Annotated in this window: 12 protein-coding genes; 7 read left to right on the top strand and 5 right to left on the bottom strand. The window is 47.0% G+C overall.

Translation table 11 applies throughout. The features are described from left to right. Positions 1-67: 67 nt before the first annotated feature. Positions 68-1,516: an OprD family outer membrane porin gene (locus D908_RS04075; RefSeq protein ID WP_005526438.1), complete on the bottom strand. Its 1,449-nt coding sequence runs from the start codon at positions 1,514-1,516 to the stop codon at positions 68-70. Between the two features lie 467 nt (positions 1,517-1,983). Further along, entirely contained in the window at positions 1,984-2,820 is an 837-nt protein-coding gene (gene kduI, locus D908_RS04080; protein ID WP_001167140.1) for a 5-dehydro-4-deoxy-D-glucuronate isomerase, read from the bottom strand. A 305-nt stretch (positions 2,821-3,125) separates the two neighbouring features. Here kduI and kdgK point away from each other — a divergent pair, with 305 nt between their 5' ends. The 7 genes from kdgK to D908_RS04115 all read left to right on the top strand — a co-directional run bounded on the left by kdgK (position 3,126) and on the right by D908_RS04115 (position 13,212). Continuing rightward, positions 3,126-4,055: a 2-dehydro-3-deoxygluconokinase gene (gene kdgK, locus D908_RS04085; RefSeq protein ID WP_005526436.1), complete on the top strand. Its 930-nt coding sequence runs from the start codon at positions 3,126-3,128 to the stop codon at positions 4,053-4,055. Between the two features lie 22 nt (positions 4,056-4,077). After that, the gene (locus D908_RS04090) at positions 4,078-4,710 is read left to right on the top strand and encodes a bifunctional 4-hydroxy-2-oxoglutarate aldolase/2-dehydro-3-deoxy-phosphogluconate aldolase (RefSeq protein WP_005526433.1); all 633 of its coding nucleotides are present in this window, start codon (positions 4,078-4,080) and stop codon (positions 4,708-4,710) included. A 66-nt stretch (positions 4,711-4,776) separates the two neighbouring features. Beyond that, positions 4,777-5,832 carry a galactose-1-phosphate uridylyltransferase gene (gene galT / locus D908_RS04095; protein WP_005526432.1) on the top strand — a complete coding sequence of 352 codons (1,056 nt, stop codon included), beginning with the start codon at positions 4,777-4,779 and terminating at the stop codon, positions 5,830-5,832. A gap of 128 nt (positions 5,833-5,960) precedes the next feature. Beyond that, on the top strand, positions 5,961-6,722 hold the full coding sequence (gene kduD / locus D908_RS04100; protein WP_005526430.1) for a 2-dehydro-3-deoxy-D-gluconate 5-dehydrogenase KduD: 762 nt from the start codon (positions 5,961-5,963) through the stop codon (positions 6,720-6,722). A 181-nt stretch (positions 6,723-6,903) separates the two neighbouring features. Then, on the top strand, positions 6,904-8,073 hold the full coding sequence (locus D908_RS04105) for a glycoside hydrolase family 88 protein (RefSeq protein ID WP_005526428.1): 1,170 nt from the start codon (positions 6,904-6,906) through the stop codon (positions 8,071-8,073). A 68-nt stretch (positions 8,074-8,141) separates the two neighbouring features. After that, entirely contained in the window at positions 8,142-10,325 is a 2,184-nt protein-coding gene (gene gnpA, locus D908_RS04110; protein WP_032467699.1) for a 1,3-beta-galactosyl-N-acetylhexosamine phosphorylase, read from the top strand. Between the two features lie 316 nt (positions 10,326-10,641). Beyond that, positions 10,642-13,212 (top strand): polysaccharide lyase family 8 super-sandwich domain-containing protein, encoded by a 2,571-nt coding sequence (locus D908_RS04115; RefSeq protein WP_005526424.1) that lies wholly within the window; start codon positions 10,642-10,644, stop codon positions 13,210-13,212. 76 nt (positions 13,213-13,288) lie between these two features. Here the strand turns inward: D908_RS04115 and D908_RS04120 are convergent, their stop codons facing one another. From D908_RS04120 to D908_RS04130, 3 genes are all read right to left on the bottom strand, one after another. Beyond that, positions 13,289-15,379, bottom strand: coding sequence for a sensor domain-containing diguanylate cyclase (locus D908_RS04120; protein ID WP_005526423.1), 2,091 nt, complete (start codon positions 15,377-15,379; stop codon positions 13,289-13,291). A gap of 408 nt (positions 15,380-15,787) precedes the next feature. Next, a complete protein-coding gene (locus tag D908_RS04125; protein ID WP_005526421.1) occupies positions 15,788-17,251 on the bottom strand; it encodes a sulfatase family protein in 1,464 nt (487 codons plus the stop codon). Continuing rightward, on the bottom strand, positions 17,248-18,735 hold the full coding sequence (locus D908_RS04130) for a sulfatase family protein (RefSeq protein ID WP_005526419.1): 1,488 nt from the start codon (positions 18,733-18,735) through the stop codon (positions 17,248-17,250). Before D908_RS04130 ends, D908_RS04125 begins: the two co-directional genes overlap by 4 nt. Positions 18,736-18,778: the final 43 nt, after the last annotated feature.

The raw sequence follows: 18,778 nt of genomic DNA, 5'->3' as shown, positions 1-18,778 counted from the left end.
CTCGGGCAGAATAAAAAAGCCTGATGGAATTCCATCAGGCCACAGAAATAACTGAAATAATGAGGGATTACTTCAGCGTTACACTGTAAGAGATTAACACTTTCAAATCGTTACGGTCGTTCTTGTGTACGATGTCGTCACCACGGAACAAGCTACGGAAAGTTTGAATGTTCAGACCTTCCAAACCGCCATCAAGGAACTTGTAACCGACGTTCCAATCCACGGAGTACATGCTGCCGTCATACTCTGCTTTTTTCAGGTCAGAACGTACGTGAGTACCGTAGTTACCGCCCATACCTGCTGATAGACCCGGTACTCCAAAGCTTGCGAAGTTATAGTTTACGCCTAGCTTAACGGCACGTGTGCCGTCGGCATTGTAGTCATCAAGGCCAGAAACGGTTTGTTGGAAGCTACGGTTATCAGAGTTTGCCCATGGTGTGAGTCGGAAGTTATAAGCCACTTCTTCACCTTGGGTATCGCTTGCTGAAAGCCCCGCAATCCAAGTAAAGTTACCTTGCTTAATGTTTGCACCTAAGCCAACGTAGCTTTGAACTTTCGCATCACTTACACCCGTTAATACGGTTTCTTCAGCAATCGAACCGTGGTAGAAACCGGTGAGGTCTACTTTCGCGCTGCCAAGAGCAAAACCGTATTTTGCAAGTGCTTGCCAGTTCGTACGGTATTCTTTACCGATACCATAACCAACATCAAACGAACCGCCATCAAAGCTGTACACTGCACCAACAGTTTGAATGTAATCAATTACATAGCCTTGGTTGGTCGATAAAGGATTTTGTTGCTGGTGCCAAACGGTGGTCATCGGTAGGAAATCTTTGCGCCAGTCATTCTTGAACTCATCAGCGAAAGCATAACCGACTACCCAATTCCCAAAATGAGCTTTAGCTTCAATACCGCGGTAAGCATGTGGGTTCAAACCCCAGCTAGAACGGATGGTACCGAAGTTAATTGGTGTATAACCACCACGCAGGGCTAAACCCGCTTCCTCATCACCAAATTTTGCTTTCAGTGCAAATACGGATAGAGCTGCATAGGATTTTTCACAAGCAACGCGAGTTGTTTTGCCTGTCGCTGGGTCATAAGTCTGGCTAGAAGGATCGTTAGCACACTCATGATCAAAGTACAGGATCTCAGACATACCTGTTGTGTCACCGATTTTCTGGTTGATGTTCGCCCAGATGTCGAGACCAATGGTGTCTTTGAAGTAACCAGACTTGTAATCCCACGCCAATTGCAGAGTTTGGTTTTCAATATTAGGTTTGAAACTCTCGCCTTCTTTTCTCTCTTCGCGATCACGGAAGTAAAGGAATGAGTGCAGTTTAGAGCTAGAGCTGTCGTAAAACGCTTGTTTGGCTTCAGTCGCAAGATCAACCGCTGCCGCACTTTGGTTACGAATATCGTTTGGATCCAGTGTTTCTGCAAAAGCCGATGCAGCAAACAGAGCCGTCAAAACGGAGGTACAAACGAGGGTTTTAGAGCCTACATGTTTCATTTTCATACGCTTTCCATTTCTTAAAATTATTGGTTTTCTAGTGAACTGATTCACCATTGCAATAATATAGATCTTTTCAATCATTAAAATAGAAATGGCGTTTTAATTATTTAAAGTAAGATCAAAATCAAAACTGTAGATAAAAAACGAAAATAATAAAACGAAAGTCACAGATTGAGATAGATAGGTATTTACACCTGAAAAAAGTAGGGCTAAGCGGGAGGAAGTAAAAAGTAAATGTCGAAAAACAATTTATCTTTATGTTTTTAAAATAAAAAACGCCCATGGAGGGCGCTTTGAGTTAAGAACAGCTATACATCACCGTTTTGTGATCCATTAAGCTTATCATCCAAGTTATCCAGTAACTTAGAGGCTCATTGAATCCAGTCGATGTGTATCCATGTTACCCATGGAATGATCTCATCACTCTTCCTAATCACTTAGGTTGGCCAATAAGTGAGGAAATGACTTCGTTATAGCAAGTCTTGCATTGCGATATGATCCATATCAGTGAAGACTTGGTTTTCACCCACCATACCCCAGATAAAGGTGTAAGCCTGAGTGCCCACGCCTGAATGGATAGACCAGCTTGGTGAAATAACCGCTTGCTCGTTACGCACAACGAGGTGGCGTGTTTCTTTCGGTTCACCCATCAAGTGGAACACGGCTGCGTCATCTTGCATGCCAAAGTAAAAGTAGACTTCCATCCGGCGCTCGTGAGTATGGCAAGGCATGGTATTCCACAGTGATCCAGGTTCGAGTTGAGTGAGTCCCATCAGTAATTGGCATGTTGGCAACACATCTGGAACGATGTACTTGTATATGGTCCGTTTGTTACTGGTGGCGGCATCACCCAAAGTCACGGGTGACGCTTCTTGTAAGGTGATCTTTTTGTTTGGATAAGCTTGATGAGCTGGTGCGCTGTTGTAGTAAAACTTCGCAGGATCCGCAGGGTTTACACTAGCGAATGCGATCTCTTTAGCCCCCATACCCACATACAAGGCTTCTTTGGCCGCAACTTGGTAAGTCTCACCATCAACAGTCACCACGCCATCGCCGCCGATGTTAATCAGCCCTAATTCGCGGCGTTGCAAGAAGTAATCAACGCCGAACGTTTTGCCTAAATCTGCCGCAAAGCTCAGTGTTTGGTTAAGGGGCTTGATCCCACCAAACACAATGCGGTCGATATGGCTGTAAGTCATGGTGTATTGGTCATCAACAAAGATCGACTCAACCAAAAACTGGCTGCGTAGATTTTCAGTGTCGAGTGTTTTCGCATGTTGGCTATGGATTGCTTGGCGTATTTGCATTACTCAATTCTCTTTCAATAAGTATGTCACCGTGTCTCTCTGTGACATGAAACAACTGTATAGCGGTGCTTTTCGGTAACGGTGTTGCTCTTTTTTACCTTCTGCACGGCCACCCGCATTCAACTTGTAGACACTTTACCACTCTTACTTTAAATGAAAATTTTTGAAATGACGTTTTATTAACTTGCTCACAGAAAAGAAAACATCACAAAACTTAAATTGAAATGTCGTTTTAAAAATAAATTTCGTGTGATTAAATACTCTACATAGCTTGAAATGTAGATTGCTGTATTAGGTACGTCACTATGAAAAAGAAAATTGCTGTACTGGGCGAATGTATGCTGGAGATCCAGAAAACTCAGTCGGGACTACGACAGGGCTTTGGTGGCGATACGCTGAATACTGCTGTCTACCTTGCTCGTTTAGCTCGCGCTGCAAAGTTAGATCTATCGGTCAGCTACTTTACAGCACTGGGTAAAGACCATCTTAGCGATGACATGATCAAAAGCTGGCAACAAGAAGGCGTGGATACCACTCACGTGGCTCGTTATGCAGATAAATTGCCCGGTTTGTATCTGATTGAAAATCGAGAAGATGGTGAGCGTGATTTTCATTACTGGCGACAAGATGCAGCAGCTCGTTACTGGATCGCTCGGGAAGAGAATGACCACTTGTGCACCATTCTGTCTGACTACGACCTTATCTATCTCTCGGGAATTACCTTAGCCATTCAAGATAGCGCCTCGTTAATCAAGCTACTGAATTTAATCAAAAAGTTAAAAGAATCGGGCTGTGTAGTGGTGTTTGATAGCAACTATCGAGAGCGCTTATGGCCAACGCCAGCACAAGCTCAGGAATGTTATGAACAGATTTTGGCACTGACGGATATTGCATTACTGACCCTAGACGATGAGCAAAAGCTGTATCAAGAAAAAACGCAAAATGACACCTTAACGCGCTTACAAGCTTTTGGTTTGGCTCAACTGGTGCTCAAGTCCGGCAGTGATGGCTGCATGGTTGTGACGAAAGGCAAAGAGCAGTGGGTACCGACAACGGCGATTCACGATGTGGTTGATACCACTGCGGCGGGGGACTCATTTAACGCAGCATACCTCTATAAGTGGTTGTCTAGCCAAGACGCAATTCAAGCGGCTTTAGCTGGGCATACATTGGCGGGGCAGGTGATACGCCACTACGGAGCCATCATCGCGCAAGATGCAATGCCAACACTGTGAACAGTCATGCTAGGAGAGAAAAATGAGTAAAAACCAATTAGAGAAACAGTTAAGTGCGATGAAAGTCGTTCCCGTGATTGCGATTAAGCATTCAGAAGATGCGGTGCAATTAGCGAAAACCTTAGTGGAGAACGGTCTGCCTTGTGCCGAAGTGACATTCAGAACGGAAGCTGCAGCAGAGGCGATTCGCTTAATGCGCCAAGCTTATCCCGATATGTTGATTGGGGCGGGCACCGTGCTTAGAACCGATCAAGTGGATGCCGCGATTGAAGCGGGAGTCGATTTTATCGTCAGCCCCGGTTTTAACCCAACCATAGTCAAATATTGCCAACAACGTGGTGTCACCATTGTTCCCGGCGTCAATAACCCGAGCCTTGTTGAGCAAGCAATGGAAATGGGCTTGAAGACATTGAAGTTTTTCCCTGCAAGTGCATCGGGCGGTACTGAAATGCTCAAAGCGTTGAACGCGGTTTACCCGGTGAAATTCATGCCAACAGGCGGAATTTCAGCCGCCAATATTCAAGATTATTTAGCCATTAGCAGCGTGCTGGCTTGTGGCGGTACATGGATGGTTCCGGGTCAATTGATTGATGAACAGAGCTGGCCTGAGATCGGCAATCTGGTTCGCAAAGCGGTAGATGCACTGACGGTTTGAAAGTGGTGATGGATGTTGAGGTAACGCCATCAAGTTGAAATCTGGGATGTAGAGAGTATTGGAAACATGACGTTAGAAGAATTTGAAGTAGCAGAGCATCCGCACCGTCGCTATAACCCGTTGACTGGTGAGTGGGTGTTGGTGTCTCCCCACAGAGCGAAGCGCCCATGGCAGGGGCAGCAAGAAGCTGCCAGTGAGCAGTCACTACCAAGCTACGACAAAGGCTGCTTTTTATGTCCCGGAAATCAGCGAGTCAATGGGGAAGTCAATCCGACCTACAGTGGCACTTATGTATTTAAGAATGACTTTGCAGCATTGACGGAAACCACACCCTTTTCAGAACAGTTGAGTGATCCGCTTTTTAAAATGCACAGCGCACGAGGCGAAAGCCGAGTGATCTGTTTCTCTGCCGATCACAGCAAGACACTCCCAGAATTGGAATCTGCTGAAATTGAGCAAGTGATCCGGACTTGGATTGAGCAAACTCAGGAGCTGAGTCAACACTACCCTTGGGTTCAAGTGTTTGAAAATAAAGGTGCGACCATGGGCTGTTCCCAGCCGCACCCGCATGGACAAATCTGGGCCAACAGCTTTGTGCCTACGCTGGTCAGCCAAAAAGATCGACATCAAGCGGATTATTTTGCTCAACACGGTTCGCCTTTGCTGTACGACTATGTTCAGCGTGAGTTAGCACTGCAAGAACGCGTTGTCGTTGAGACAGAATTTTGGGTAGCACTGGTGCCCTATTGGGCGGCGTGGCCGTTTGAAACCTTGCTGTTACCCAAACAACGGGTGAGTCGTTTAACGGAATTGTCTGGTGAACAACGTCAGGACTTGGCTATCTCGATCAAAGCGCTGACCACGCGTTATGACAACCTTTTCCAATGCACATTCCCGTACTCAATGGGCTGGCATGGTGCCCCTTTCTTGGACGATCAAGATTGTCAACATTGGCAAGTACACGCACTGTTTTATCCACCGCTATTGCGTAGTGCGACCGTGCGTAAATTTATGGTGGGTTATGAGATGTTGGCAGAAAGCCAGCGTGATTTAACGCCAGAACAGGCCGCAGAAAGATTGAGAAGTGTGAGTGCGGTGCATTACCGACAACAAGCAAGGTAAGAGCAGCAGTAACGCTTGTGCATCCGCATATTTTTTTTGCCTTAATTAAAATTTGGAACATTGTTTTTAAAAAATGTTCATAACTTTCATAAAACGAAAGAGTAAATCGAATTTACAGGAATCCAGAAATGATATTAGAAGCTTTTGATCTTAAAGGAAAAGTGGCGTTAGTCACGGGGTGTAATACCGGTTTAGGCCAAGGAATGGCAGTTGCACTGGCGCAAGCAGGTTGTGACATTGTAGGCGTTAACTATGCCGATGCGGCGGATACGCCTGAACTGGTTGAAGCGGCTGGTCAGCGGTTTTTCTCAATTACGGCCGATCTGAGTGATCAGCAAGTCATTACTAAAGTCGTTGATGAAGCGGTGGGATTAGCGGGACGCATCGATATTCTAGTCAACAACGCGGGCATTATCCGTCGTGCGGATGCCATCGAATTTACAGAAAAAGACTGGGATGATGTCATGGACATCAATATTAAAAGCGTTTTCTTCCTTTCACAGGCGGTCGCAAGGCAGTTCCTCTCACAAGGTCAAGGCGGAAAAATCATCAATATTGCTTCCATGCTTTCTTTCCAAGGCGGGATCCGTGTGCCTTCTTATACCGCATCAAAAAGTGCCGTTATGGGTATCACTCGTTTGCTGGCCAATGAGTGGGCTTCACAAGGCATCAATGTTAACGCGATTGCACCAGGATATATGGCAACCAATAACACGGCGGCACTCAGAGCGGATGCCGATCGTAACCAAGAAATTCTGTCACGCATTCCGGCTCAGCGTTGGGGTTTGCCAAGCGATTTAGCTGGCCCAGTGGTGTTCTTGGCTTCGCCAGCCTCGGATTACGTCAATGGTTACACCATTGCAGTAGACGGTGGTTGGTTGGCTCGCTAGTAAGCCTGTAATTCACCGCGTATCAGTCACAAAATTAGCATGTTTGTTTTGAAATTATGTTTTTTGAAATGATGTTTTGGAAAATGTGACTCGGCGTGATGTGAATATTTCATAAGCAAGTTATGATTTCAGTATTAGCTTGCTTATGAAGCAAATCGAATCATTGATGAGAATGACTTATATGACCAAACCTATTGCACTTCGACCATTGCCAAGCATGTTAGATGAACCTCGGGTACTCAATCATCTGAGTAAAGTGGTGGAAGCTATTGCACGTAATATTCCGAAAATTGGTGAGCGTAACCCTAAAATCGGTACTCACGATCATCAATGGGAATTTTGTGGCCAATTTGATTGGGTATCCTCATTTTGGACGGGGGAACTCTGGCTTTGTTACCAAATGACAGGCCAAGAAACCTTTAAAAACAGCGCTAAGCTGCGCAAATCTTACTTTGCCAACATGCTTTTGGATCCGTTCTGGTTGGATCATGATTTAGGTTTTCAATACAGCTTAAGCTGTGTTGCGGACTATCAACTGACAGGGGATGAAGAATCCAAGATGATGGCGATTCGCGCCGCCGATCATCTTATTCATCGATTCCGCAAAATTGGTGGTTACATTGTTGCGTGGAACGATACGCATCCCCTTGGGCCTGAAATCACTCAAGGAAAATCGATCATCGATTCTTTGCAAAACACGGCATTGCTCTTTTGGGCATCAAAGATGACAGGTTCACCGGTCTATGCGAATGCGGCTAAGCGCCACAGTGAAACCTTAGCCAAGCACATAGTGCGTGATGATTTCTCAACCTATCACTCATTTAATTTCCATCCAGTGACTCAACAGCCGCTTAAGGGCGAGACTTTCCAAGGTTACGCGGATGATTCTTGCTGGGCTCGTGGCCAATCATGGGCGATTCACGGCTTTGCCCAAACCTACCTTTATACGGGTGATGAGCAGTTTTTAACGCTCGCGAAGCAGCTTGCGAAATACGCGACTGACCACATCACGGACGATGGTGTACCCGTGTGGGATTACTGCCTACCGGCCGATGAAATTCAGTATAAGGACAGCTCTGCTGGTGCGATTACCGCGGCAGGCTTGCTGCTGATTGCGCAGTGCATTGACGATGAACAAGAAGCAAAAATGTACCGCGATTGGGGTCTGTTCTTGCTGCAAGGTCTCATGAAGCAATGCGATTTAACCAATGATGAAAAGGCACTCGGTCTGCTGGCGGAAGGCGCATCCTTCGTCAAAGTCGGTCTTTGCAACAACATGCTGCCTTATGGTGATTACTACTATCTAGAAGCGCTGATGCGTGCAAACGGCTACCGGAACTTCTTCTGGTAAGTCAGTGACTTCTCTTCTCTAGGCTGAGGGAGTTCAGCCTAGAATCGCAACTTTTCGGAGTATGAAAGATGACTAAGATGACCTCACGTAAAGGGCATATGACCCTACCTGTCGAAGTGGGACAGGAAGAGGTAGTTTTGGATTTATATCAGCGTTGGCAAGCGGATGCACTGCGAGATAGTGATGGCACCAGCATGCCAGCTTGTCTGGCAGAGCAAGACAGCGAAATCTATTCGATCATGTGTTTAGTGCGCGCCGATCAAGCCTTTGCGAACCAACACCCAGAGTACTTGCACCGTAAATACTTGATGTCTTTCCCTGTGACGGCAATGGATGAAACCTTAGTGCTGACACCACTAAAAGGGTACAGCAAAGACAAGTATGAGCTGGATGACGACAGCGATCCTAAGCAATGGTGGGAAGTGCGTAACCGCACAACGAACCAAGTGATTCCTGCTGCGCAGTGGGAGTTTGATGCTGATCACCAGCAGGTGACGATTTTCCAAGCGGTGCCTTACCATGAATACACGGTGACTTTCATGGCGCGCCAGGTCTGGGATAGCGTATCCATGTATAACGCGCTCACCAATGACTGGAAAGGGCCAAAAATCAAGAGTTTGGATCCTTATCATCCTGAGTGTCGAGCACATCTTCTGGCACATTTCCAAAAATGGCTGGATGAGCACCCGCACACGACTGTGGTGCGTTTCACGACTTTCGCTTTCCTCTTTGTGATTGATACTGGTGAAAAGAACCAAGATATCTATCGTGATTGGACGGGTTACGGTGAAACCGTTAGCCCGCGCGCCTTGGAAGATTTTGAACGCCGCTTTGGGTATAAACTCTCCCCTGAAGATTTTGTGGATGCAGGCTATTACAACGGAACGTACAAGGTACCATCACAGCGCTACCGTGACTGGATGACCTTTGTGCAAGATTTTGTGGTTGAGTTTGCGGCGCAGTTGGTGGAAATGTCTCACCAAGCCGGCAAAAAAACCGCCATGTTCCAAGGTGATCACTGGATCGGTACCGAACCATTCTTGGATAGCTATCAAAAAATTGGTTTAGATATCAACATTGGTGCAGTGGAGGATGGTGTGGCACTGCGCCGCTTAACCGACTCACAAGGCAGCCAAATTCGCGAAGCACGATTCTATCCTTATTTCTTCCCGGATGTGTTCCGTGAAGGGAATGATCCAGTTGTCGAATCCATGTCGAACTGGACTAAGATCCGCCGCGCGATGTTACAAAAACCGTTGGATCGAATTGGTTACGGTGGTTATCTCTCCTTAGCTAACCAGTTCCCGCATTTTATTGACCATGTGAGTGAGATTTCACGCGAATTTGGCACTTATTTGGATAAAACGGCACGTACTGAATCACAGAAGCTGCCGGGTAAAGTCGCGGTATTAAGCGCGTGGGGCAAAGCACGTAGCTGGCTACAAAACCAAGCACGCGATCAGCGCTTTTATGTTCCGCCTCGTCCGGATGTGATGGAGTTTGTCGGCAATAACTTACTCGAATGTTTGGCTGGGCTGCCATTTGAAGTCGAGTTCATCAGCTTTGAAGACATCATCCAGCACGGCATTGATGATGACATTAAAGTGATCATCAACACGGGCGATGCGAATTCTGCATGGAGCGGTGGCGAGTGTTGGGCCGATCCACAAGTGCTGGTAGCTTTACGTCGATTTGTTGCCAATGGTGGCGGTTTACTGGGGGTATGTGATCCTTCTGCACTGCAAAAGAATGGACGTTATTTCCAACTGGGTGATGTTTTTGGCCTTGAGAAAGAAACGGCATTGACCATGGGACGTGTCGCCATGCCACTGAACATCGCCAAAGATCATTACCTGAGCCAGTTTGTGGCTGGGGAGGAAGACTTCGGTAATCCAAGCTACGTTTACCCACAGGCAGATGATTTGGCCGTACTGGCGGCGCAAGGGCAGCATCTCGCCCTGACGGCAAGAAATTATGGCGAAGGTCGAGCGGTGTACTTAGGTAATCTGCCGTTTACCATGGTCAATGCGCGCTTGTTGCAACACATTCTGGTATGGCTGGGGGGGAATGAAGAACATCCTCAACCTTGGTTGTCATCTCATCCACTGGTGGATGTTGCCTATTATCCAGAGATGAACGTCGCGACCGCGGTGAACTTCTCGAATCAACCGCAAACCGTGATCGTCAAAAATGAAAGCGGAAGCGATGTTGAAATTCGTTTACAAGGTTACGAATGGAAGTGGATCGACTGATTAATTTTGCTTTGTGATAAAGGGCGCTCAGGCGCCCTTTTCTTATTTTAAGCCTTGTCCCGCTTAGGTTAGTGCATTTGTATTCTATTCTTGCATGATAGAGCTTTCATTCCATACGCTCGTTTAAAATTTGATCAAAACCAAGTTCTCTTAAAAATAAAAAGGCTTTTCATTATGGTTATGCTAGTGTTCCAAATAGAATTGCTCAAGCAATCGCCAATTTGAAACAGACAACTTGAAACAAAAAACTTGAAACAAACAACGTCACGTTTGGCATCTCCAATGAAAAGTGAAACCCCTACAAAGAGAACAAACCATGATGATCAATAAACTGAAGACAAAGTGGTGGCTACTGGCACCCTACATGGTCTGTCAATCGGCATTGGCAGACGACATTCAAACCCTCACGCAGCGTATTGCGCCTGATTTTGCTCAGGTTGCCGTTGAAGCGGCTCAAGGTCTTGGGCAACCATTGTCTACACTCGCAGCGCAATATCTGGCTAATCAGCAAACGGATGGTCATTGGGCGGATATTGACTACGCGGCGATTCCGACTCAAGAAGCACCTATCCGTGAGCACTTGACTCGTGTGCGTGCGTTGGCTGCCCAATATTACCTTTCCAATGATGTCACTTTTGCGGCGGGCGCCATCGCGGGTCTTTATCACTGGTATAGCGCTGACCGTACCAACAGCAACTGGTGGTGGAATGAGATTGGTAAACAGATTTATCTCGGCCCGACGGCCTTTTTGCTTGGTAATCAGTTACCCAGTGATTTAAGTACTTCGATACGTTCAGACATGCCAATAGAACCTTACAAAACGGGTGCTAACCGCACGGATATTTCAAAAGGGGTGATTTATGGCGGTTTGCTCGGTAGCGATTCAGCGCAAGTGAAACGTGGGTTAGGTGGCATTGAAGAAACCATAGTGATCACTGAAGCGGAAGGTGTGCAAGCGGATTTCTCCTTCCAGCAACACGGTGCCCAACTTTATAACGGCGGGTATGGTGATGTTTTCTTTGATGCTGCTTCTTATTGGGCTTACCAAGTCCGCGATTTGCAGTGGCATTTTGCGCCAGATAAAAATCGTCTCGTTGCGGATTATTTTTTAGATGGTGTCCGTTGGATGAGCCGACATGGCACGCTGGATTATAACGCGCGTGGTCGTGGGATTAGCCGAATAGATAAAGCCAATCTCGGCCCTCTGCTTCGCCAAGCGGATTATGTCGCCGCATTGGCTCCTGAACGCGCAGCCGAAGCACAGCAGTTTAAACAACATGTGAATGGTGCGCAGGAAACCATCACGGGATTCCGATCTTTTTACCGTTCAGACTATGCCAGCAAAGTGGCTAATGGCCACTTCATTGGCATCAAGATGAATTCTAAGCGAATCAAACCCACTGAAGCCGGGAACGGTGAGAATTTACTCGGTAACTGGATCGGGTTTGGTAGCACCTTCATCATGCAAAGAGGCGATGAATACCACGGCATCTTCCCTGTGTGGAACTGGGCTCTGGTACCAGGTACAACAGCACCACAATTTGCGATTAAACCAGCAGATTGGGGGCGTATTGAAATGCAAACGCAATTTGTCGGCAGCGTGTCGGACGGGCGAAATGGCGTTGCTGTCATGGATATGGATGCCTACCAAACCAAAGCAAAAAAAGCATGGTTTAGCTTTGATGATGAGTTGGTCGCATTGGGAGCCGGCATTCAGTCCACTCGCACAGAATATGTGAATACCACAATCAACCAAACTCGCTTGAATGGACCTGTCACTGTGGATGGTCAAGTGTATAGCAAAGGTAGCCGTCAGTTAGTGAATGCTTCTTGGGTTCACCATGATGGTATTGGTTATGTTTTCCCTGCCAACTGGTATGGGCATATGGATAACCAAACCCAAAATGGTAACTGGAGAAACATCAACACCGGTCAACCGGATGCCCCCGTTTCTGCAGATGTTTTCATGTTACGTATTGGCCACAGTTGGCAGCCAACAAACGCCTCTTATCAGTACATCGTGGTGCCGAATCGTGATGCACAAGCGGTGGCCAGCTACGCGGCCTCTGTGCCTGTCAGCGTTCTATCGAATACCCCACAAATACAAGCGGTAACGCATGTGAGCAAACAGGTGAGTGGCATTGTGTTCCATCAAGCAGGGACGCTGCAATTGCCGAGCGGTAAGACCGTCACTGTGAATAAGCCTAGTGTGCTGGTGATTGATGAATCTCAGGCGACACCTCAAGTCACATTGGCGACACCGGGGATTGGTGATCAAGTGCAGTTGAAAGTGGAAGAAGGCAACACGGTTTGGGGAACAACGGTTATAACCTCTGGAGAGCCGCGTTTGTTGGGTAAAGGCGTACTTGTTGATTTCAACGCCGTACCCGTTATTCCGCCAGCGACAGTAACCGCCAGCGCCGATGTTTTTGTGCGTGATGGACAGTACGCAAACCAAAGTTTTGGTACGAACAGTTACTTAGTCGTAAAAAGCGATGGTACGGGCTATAACCGCAAAACGGTTTTGAAATTCGATTTGAGTCAACAGGCGCTGTCCTCCAATTCACGAGCAGTGTTGCGATTGCATGTGAAAAACGTCAATACCGCTGCATCCCGTGCGATCACGGTTTCTCGTTTAAAACCCAGTGCATGGCAAGAAAACAACCTGACGTGGAGCACTGTGCAGCCGATTGAGAAGCAAGGTGTTACGGTGACTGTTACACCCTCTCAACTCAATAACTGGGTAGAGATGGACGTCTCGAATCTTCTGGTGCAAGGAGAATTGTCCTTGTTGCTTGAGAACAAAGGCACCGCGGATCCAAAGTCGGATGTGAACTTTTCCAGTAAAGAGAGTGGTTTGGCGCCTCAGTTGGTGATCCAACCATAGTCGAATCCCCGTAGGGCTTATCCTCTTACGACCTTGCGTGAATGCCGGCCGTTTGGGTAAGCCCTGTTTTTCCTGTTCATTGTGCAGAAAAAACCACTAATTGCTGCTTACCATTGGCTTTGGCTTGATAGAGCGCTTGATCTGCTAGGCTAAAAAAGCTGTCAGTCGTCATGGCTGAAGTTGGGATGATGCTTGCAGCGCCAATCGATACTGAAAGATGATTAAAGCTCTGCGCTGTTCTTTGGCCAAATTCGGTAATCACTTGAGCTAACAAGTTCAGATGAGATTGCTGCTCAAAGCCAGACATGATGACAGCAAATTCATCACCACCAAGGCGAGTGAGGCGATCCGTCGGTCGATCGAAAATATCACGCAGTAAATCAGCAAACAGTCTGAGCAGTTCGTCACCCACTTGGTGACCGAGTTGATCATTAACCAGCTTAAAACCATCCAAATCCATGACGGCAAGAGTGATGGGTTGCTGAGCTTGGTAGGTTTGCCAATACTCTTGAATGAATTCTTCGTAAGCACGCCGATTGTAAAGCTGGGTCAAACTGTCGGTACGAGCCGCTTGCGCCAATTTCCGATTGACGTTCTGTAGTTCCTGAGTACGGGCGGTGATTCGCTCCTCAAGCGTTTTATTCAGTTTTTCTAGCTTTTCTTGTCCGCGTAGCCTTGCCAACATTTCGCCAAAGTTACGAGTAAACAGTTGGATCAGTTCATGCTGATGTGAGGAAAGCAAACGCTGCCTGAGCAAGTTATCGGCACAGACGAACGCAATCAGTTCATTATCAACGGATAATGCAATGGCGGCATTCCAACCGTGCCCCACCATTTTCCGATCATGCCAAAGCGGAACATCATTGAGCATGATTAAGGTATTCGGTGTCGCGTAGGCTTGTTCAAACAGCGCTGATTCCGGATAAGCCATGGAAAAATAGCTTTCATTACGGATCACACCATCAGTATCCACACCGTAAGTACCTTGCAGCGTGCTCGGTTCTGAATCACTCGGTAAAAAGATGCCGATGCGATCAATATCCAGCTTAGATACGGAGAACTCGACAGCCTGTTGGCAGATTTCCAGCGAGTTTCTGGCGTGCGACATCAATTGCAGCGCTTGGCTGATCATGCGTACTCGATTGTTATGACGGATCTCAACCAAAATCCGTGAAACGGTTTTGGCAAACACTTCTAATGCTTCCTGAATATCAAAATCAAAAGGCTTTTGGTTGAGCAAATTATCCATGGCAATCCAACCAAGCGGCTCTTGTGATTCATTACGCAGTACGACCATGGCATTCCAACCATGGCCGATGGGCTGATGTAGGTGGTAAAGCGTGATATCTGAAACCAAATGAAACCAAGAGTTGGGCTGGCTTAGAACATTTAAAAAGCGAGGATCAAGCTGAGTGTAGGGGTAGTAATCATCGGATTCATCGCGATAGTGGCCTTGATCATCCGTACCAAACACACCGTGGTAGCGACTAGCGTTATGCTCAATTAAAAAAGTACCGACCCGATCTAACCCTAATTCTTCTCGCAGCAGCTTAACGCTCTGCTTGAGCAGATCAAACTCGGTACGGGCTGCCGTTAACTCAGCAACCCCTAGTGCCACTTTACTCATGGCTTGATGTCGGCGAGTTTGGGTTTGTAGCTTATTCAGGATCAAACCGTATTGATGATCGACCGCACGGCGATTTTCCGCGGCGGTTAATTTAATGTATTGAGTGAACCAGAATTGCTGTAATACCGTGGCCAGCATATGCCATTCATCCGCAAAAGTGCGAAAGTGTAAGTCGTTCTCTAAAGAGCAAATCAGTACCGTGGAATGCTCTTCTTCAAAAGAAAGTCGGCACACCAAAGCACATCTATCCTCAACCAACAACTGTGCGGGAATAGGGACAAATCCAGCATCCCTTCTGACTGTGGAAAGCCATTGCCACCAAGTGTTGTCTAACTTTTCAGCAAAGTCAGCCTCAGTAAGACCTGTGCCTCCATGAAGAACACACAGTGCCAACTCAGCAGGATGACAGATTTGAACGCCTTCAACAGGCAATAGAGTACTGAGATGTTGGCACAAGAGTTGGGAGACGTCGTATTGACTGATCCCAATGTGTTCAAATTGAAGTAATGAAGCTGCAGTTTGAGCCAGTTTCTTAGGCATTTCAGTGAGTAATCCATTCAATAATGACAAAGCGAGTGAAGTAAGAATTATCCTTTTCCTACCAAGCGTTTCAGCGATGGCTCCCCAATCTCATTATTTTTAGTCTTTATGGGGAAAACTTCCGATCACTGTGTAACTACAACTTTAGTTGGTCTGGAGATAACGCCCTTACCTTAAAAGTAGCCTACTTACTCAAACAATAAACTGATTTAGTGATTCTAGTCGGCACACATTTACCATAAACCTACGCTGAGGAGAAAGTTTACTCCGCGAAATAAGCTATGAAAGTGTGATGAATACGAACTTTAATCTGTGTCTTGTTGATACTTTACAAAATAGAGTGTGATGGCGATACACACTTGCATGAAAGGAAAATGGGCCATTTGGTCAACAAATAGCCCAGTTGGGTTAGCGGGTTTTGGGTCGCTGAATGGCTTGGTGAAGCGCTTGATCTAACTCCTGAACCATGTCGGGCATTTGTTCAGCCAAGTTGGTGATCTGGCCAACATCATCTTTTAAATCATAAAGTTGAGGTGAAGATTGATTGCCTTTCTCGTTCCCCGTGTATTGGCAAACAAAGTCGTCATCGTGTGCGGGAATATAAGCATAGCGTTGATTTCGGAACACTTTTTTGTACTGCATACCCTCCAACACCATCTCACTTCGCCCGACAGGATCTTTACCTAATAGTGTGTTGAGTAAAGGCTGGCTATCGGGGGCTTCTGTTTGGGTCAACGGGCGGTTGAGCAACTGAGCGAAGCTATGATAAAGGTCGACCTGGTTAAAAAGCGCGGAGCTTTGACCCGAAGCGATTTTTTGCGGCCAACGGACGATAAATGGAACCCGTGTTCCGCCCTCAAATAAGCTGTATTTCCCGCCTCGTAACGGCCCCGCCATACGATGTTGTCCATTGAGTTCAATGGCTTGATCTTTGTAACCATCGTTAAGTACGGGGCCGTTATCGCTGGAAAAGATCACTAAGGTGTTGTCTTTGAGTCCAAGTTCATCGATTTTTTTGAGGACTTTGCCGATACACCAGTCCATTTCAACAATCACATCACCACGTACACCATGTGGAGTCACGCCACGAAATTTAGGGTTAGGAATGCGAGGAACGTGTGGCTGATGCAGTGCGTAATATAAGAAAAAGGGCTCTTGCTGATGTTGTTCAATAAAGGATATGGCGTTATCTGCAAAGACTTCTCCCATGGTTTCATCGTTCCATAACGCGGATTTGCCACCCCGCATATGGCCGATGCGGCTAATGCCATTGATGATGGTGCCGTCATGTCCGTGATCGTACATTACGTCCAACAATTCTGGGTTTTGGCGACCATTGGGTACATCAGGAAAGGCTTTATCCCAATCATAGGTGACTTCGATAGGGTCGCTGGGGTCGAGATTCGCGACTTGGCGGTTATGGATATAAACACAAGGCACGCGGTCGTTGGTGGCCGCCATAATAAAGGAGTGCTCAAAACCAACATCATTCGGTGTGCCTTGGATCTCCTGATTAAAATCCAATTCGCCATTGCCCAAGCCAAGATGCCATTTGCCAACAATGCCGGTGGCATAGCCGTGTTCTTGGAACAAGTTGGCTAAAGTAGCATCGTCACTGGTAATGATTTGTGCGGCGTCACCGGGTAACACCGCGGCATCAGGATTGCGCCAAGGGTAACTGCCCGTCAATAAACTGTAGCGAGAAGGCGTACAGGTTGCGGCAGTGGCGTAGGCTTGATCAAACTTCAGCCCCTCTGCGGCGAGTTGATCCAAATTTGGTGTTGGAATGTCATTCGCGCCATAGCAACTTAAGTCGCCAAAACCTAAATCGTCGGCATACAGAATAATGACATTGGGTTGGGTATTACTCATGAATTATCCTTCGTTGATTGAACTGGATAGGGCAGGAGTGAGGCCAAAATGCCTTGTTCTGCCCAAGGATCCTGAATTCGGTGCAGTTCTTCGGCCATCAGTTGTAGGAGTGGTTTGACGAATGAATCCTGAGGCTCAAAGGGTAAATTAGTTAACTGGTACGGGTCAGTTTGGTTATCGAATAACTGGGTGGCGATAAGCTCTGCTTGACGGTTGATTTCCAATGCCAGTGTGTAGCGAAGTGTTCGGATACCGCGACTCTGCGGGAAATAGGCAATCACTTCGCCTAAGGCATTTTTCTCCCCATCTTGATTACGCAGATAGAGCGCACAGTCTGGTGAAGCAGGATGAGCGAGTGGTTGGGTAATCATGCAAGAGAGATCGCGACCATCTATCGAAAGAGGATCCGTCATCGTAACGCCAAGTAAGCCCAAGATGGTCGGCATAATATCAGGGCTGCTGAGTAAGGTTTGGCTGATGGTTGATTGCTGCTGGTGGTCAGTTTTAATCACAAAAGGCACGCGTAGTGCTTCATCGTAAATGACGTTTTTCGCATCGCTGAGGCTGTGGCTACACAGGGTTTCGCCGTGATCACTGGTAAACACGACCACGGTATTGTCCCACTCGCCGATCTCTTCGAGTGCCTCAAAAATGCGCCCAATTTCTTTATCCACACCGCTGATGTTGGCGAAATAGTAACGCGCGCTGTCGGCCTTGCTGATTGAAGCATCGGCATTTTGGCGGACTAACAGTTCCTGATTGCTGGCGGCCTGATACAAAGCGAGGTCACTCTCGCGGCAGTCATTAACACTGTTATACGGGCTGTGTGGCGGATTCATCGACACAAAAAGCGCGAAGGGTTTCTGTGCATCCCGCTCACCATGCTGATTAAGTAGATACGCGATCGCTTTATCCGCCTCATGCTCGGCCGACCATGTTTTGGGCTGATGGCGTTTACCTTGCGTGTCGTAATAATGGGGGTTGCGATGCTCATCAAAAGTGCCGTAGCCATACCAGTAATCAATGCGGTGCCGGCGCTCTGGCTCGGTATAGGAATCCCAAACCGGGAACTGTTCTTCTACATAACAGCCCGGCTTATCAGGCGCATTGGGAGTTGGGTAATCGAGATGCCATTTGCCGATGTAACCAATGTGATAACCCGATTGTGAGAGTACATCCGTAAAGCATTCTGCCTCAGTCGGCAAATTTGAGATGGTGCGTAAAGAGTGGCAGTTAAGTGGAACGCCACTTTTATTAGGATATTGCCCGGTGAACAAACTTCCTCGGTGAGGACTACATAATGGGCAATTGCTGACAGCATGAGTCAGCAAAGTGGCTTGCTGAATAAAATTGTCCAACACCGGAGTGAAAACGGGATCTGACTCGCCAGAGCAAAAGGGGCGGTAAGCGGCGTGTTGCCAAATACTCAACGCCATCACGCGCCACTGATCGGGAAACACATAAAGTAAGTTTGGTTTTTTCATTGATCACAATCGGGCAGAGTTGTTTAGATCAAAATTCTATAAT

Source organism: Vibrio mimicus CAIM 602, from assembly GCF_000338875.1.
Lineage (GTDB): Bacteria > Pseudomonadota > Gammaproteobacteria > Enterobacterales > Vibrionaceae > Vibrio > Vibrio mimicus.
The sequence above is the reverse complement of the archived record's forward strand: the minus strand, read 5'-3'. Positions and strand labels throughout refer to the sequence as shown.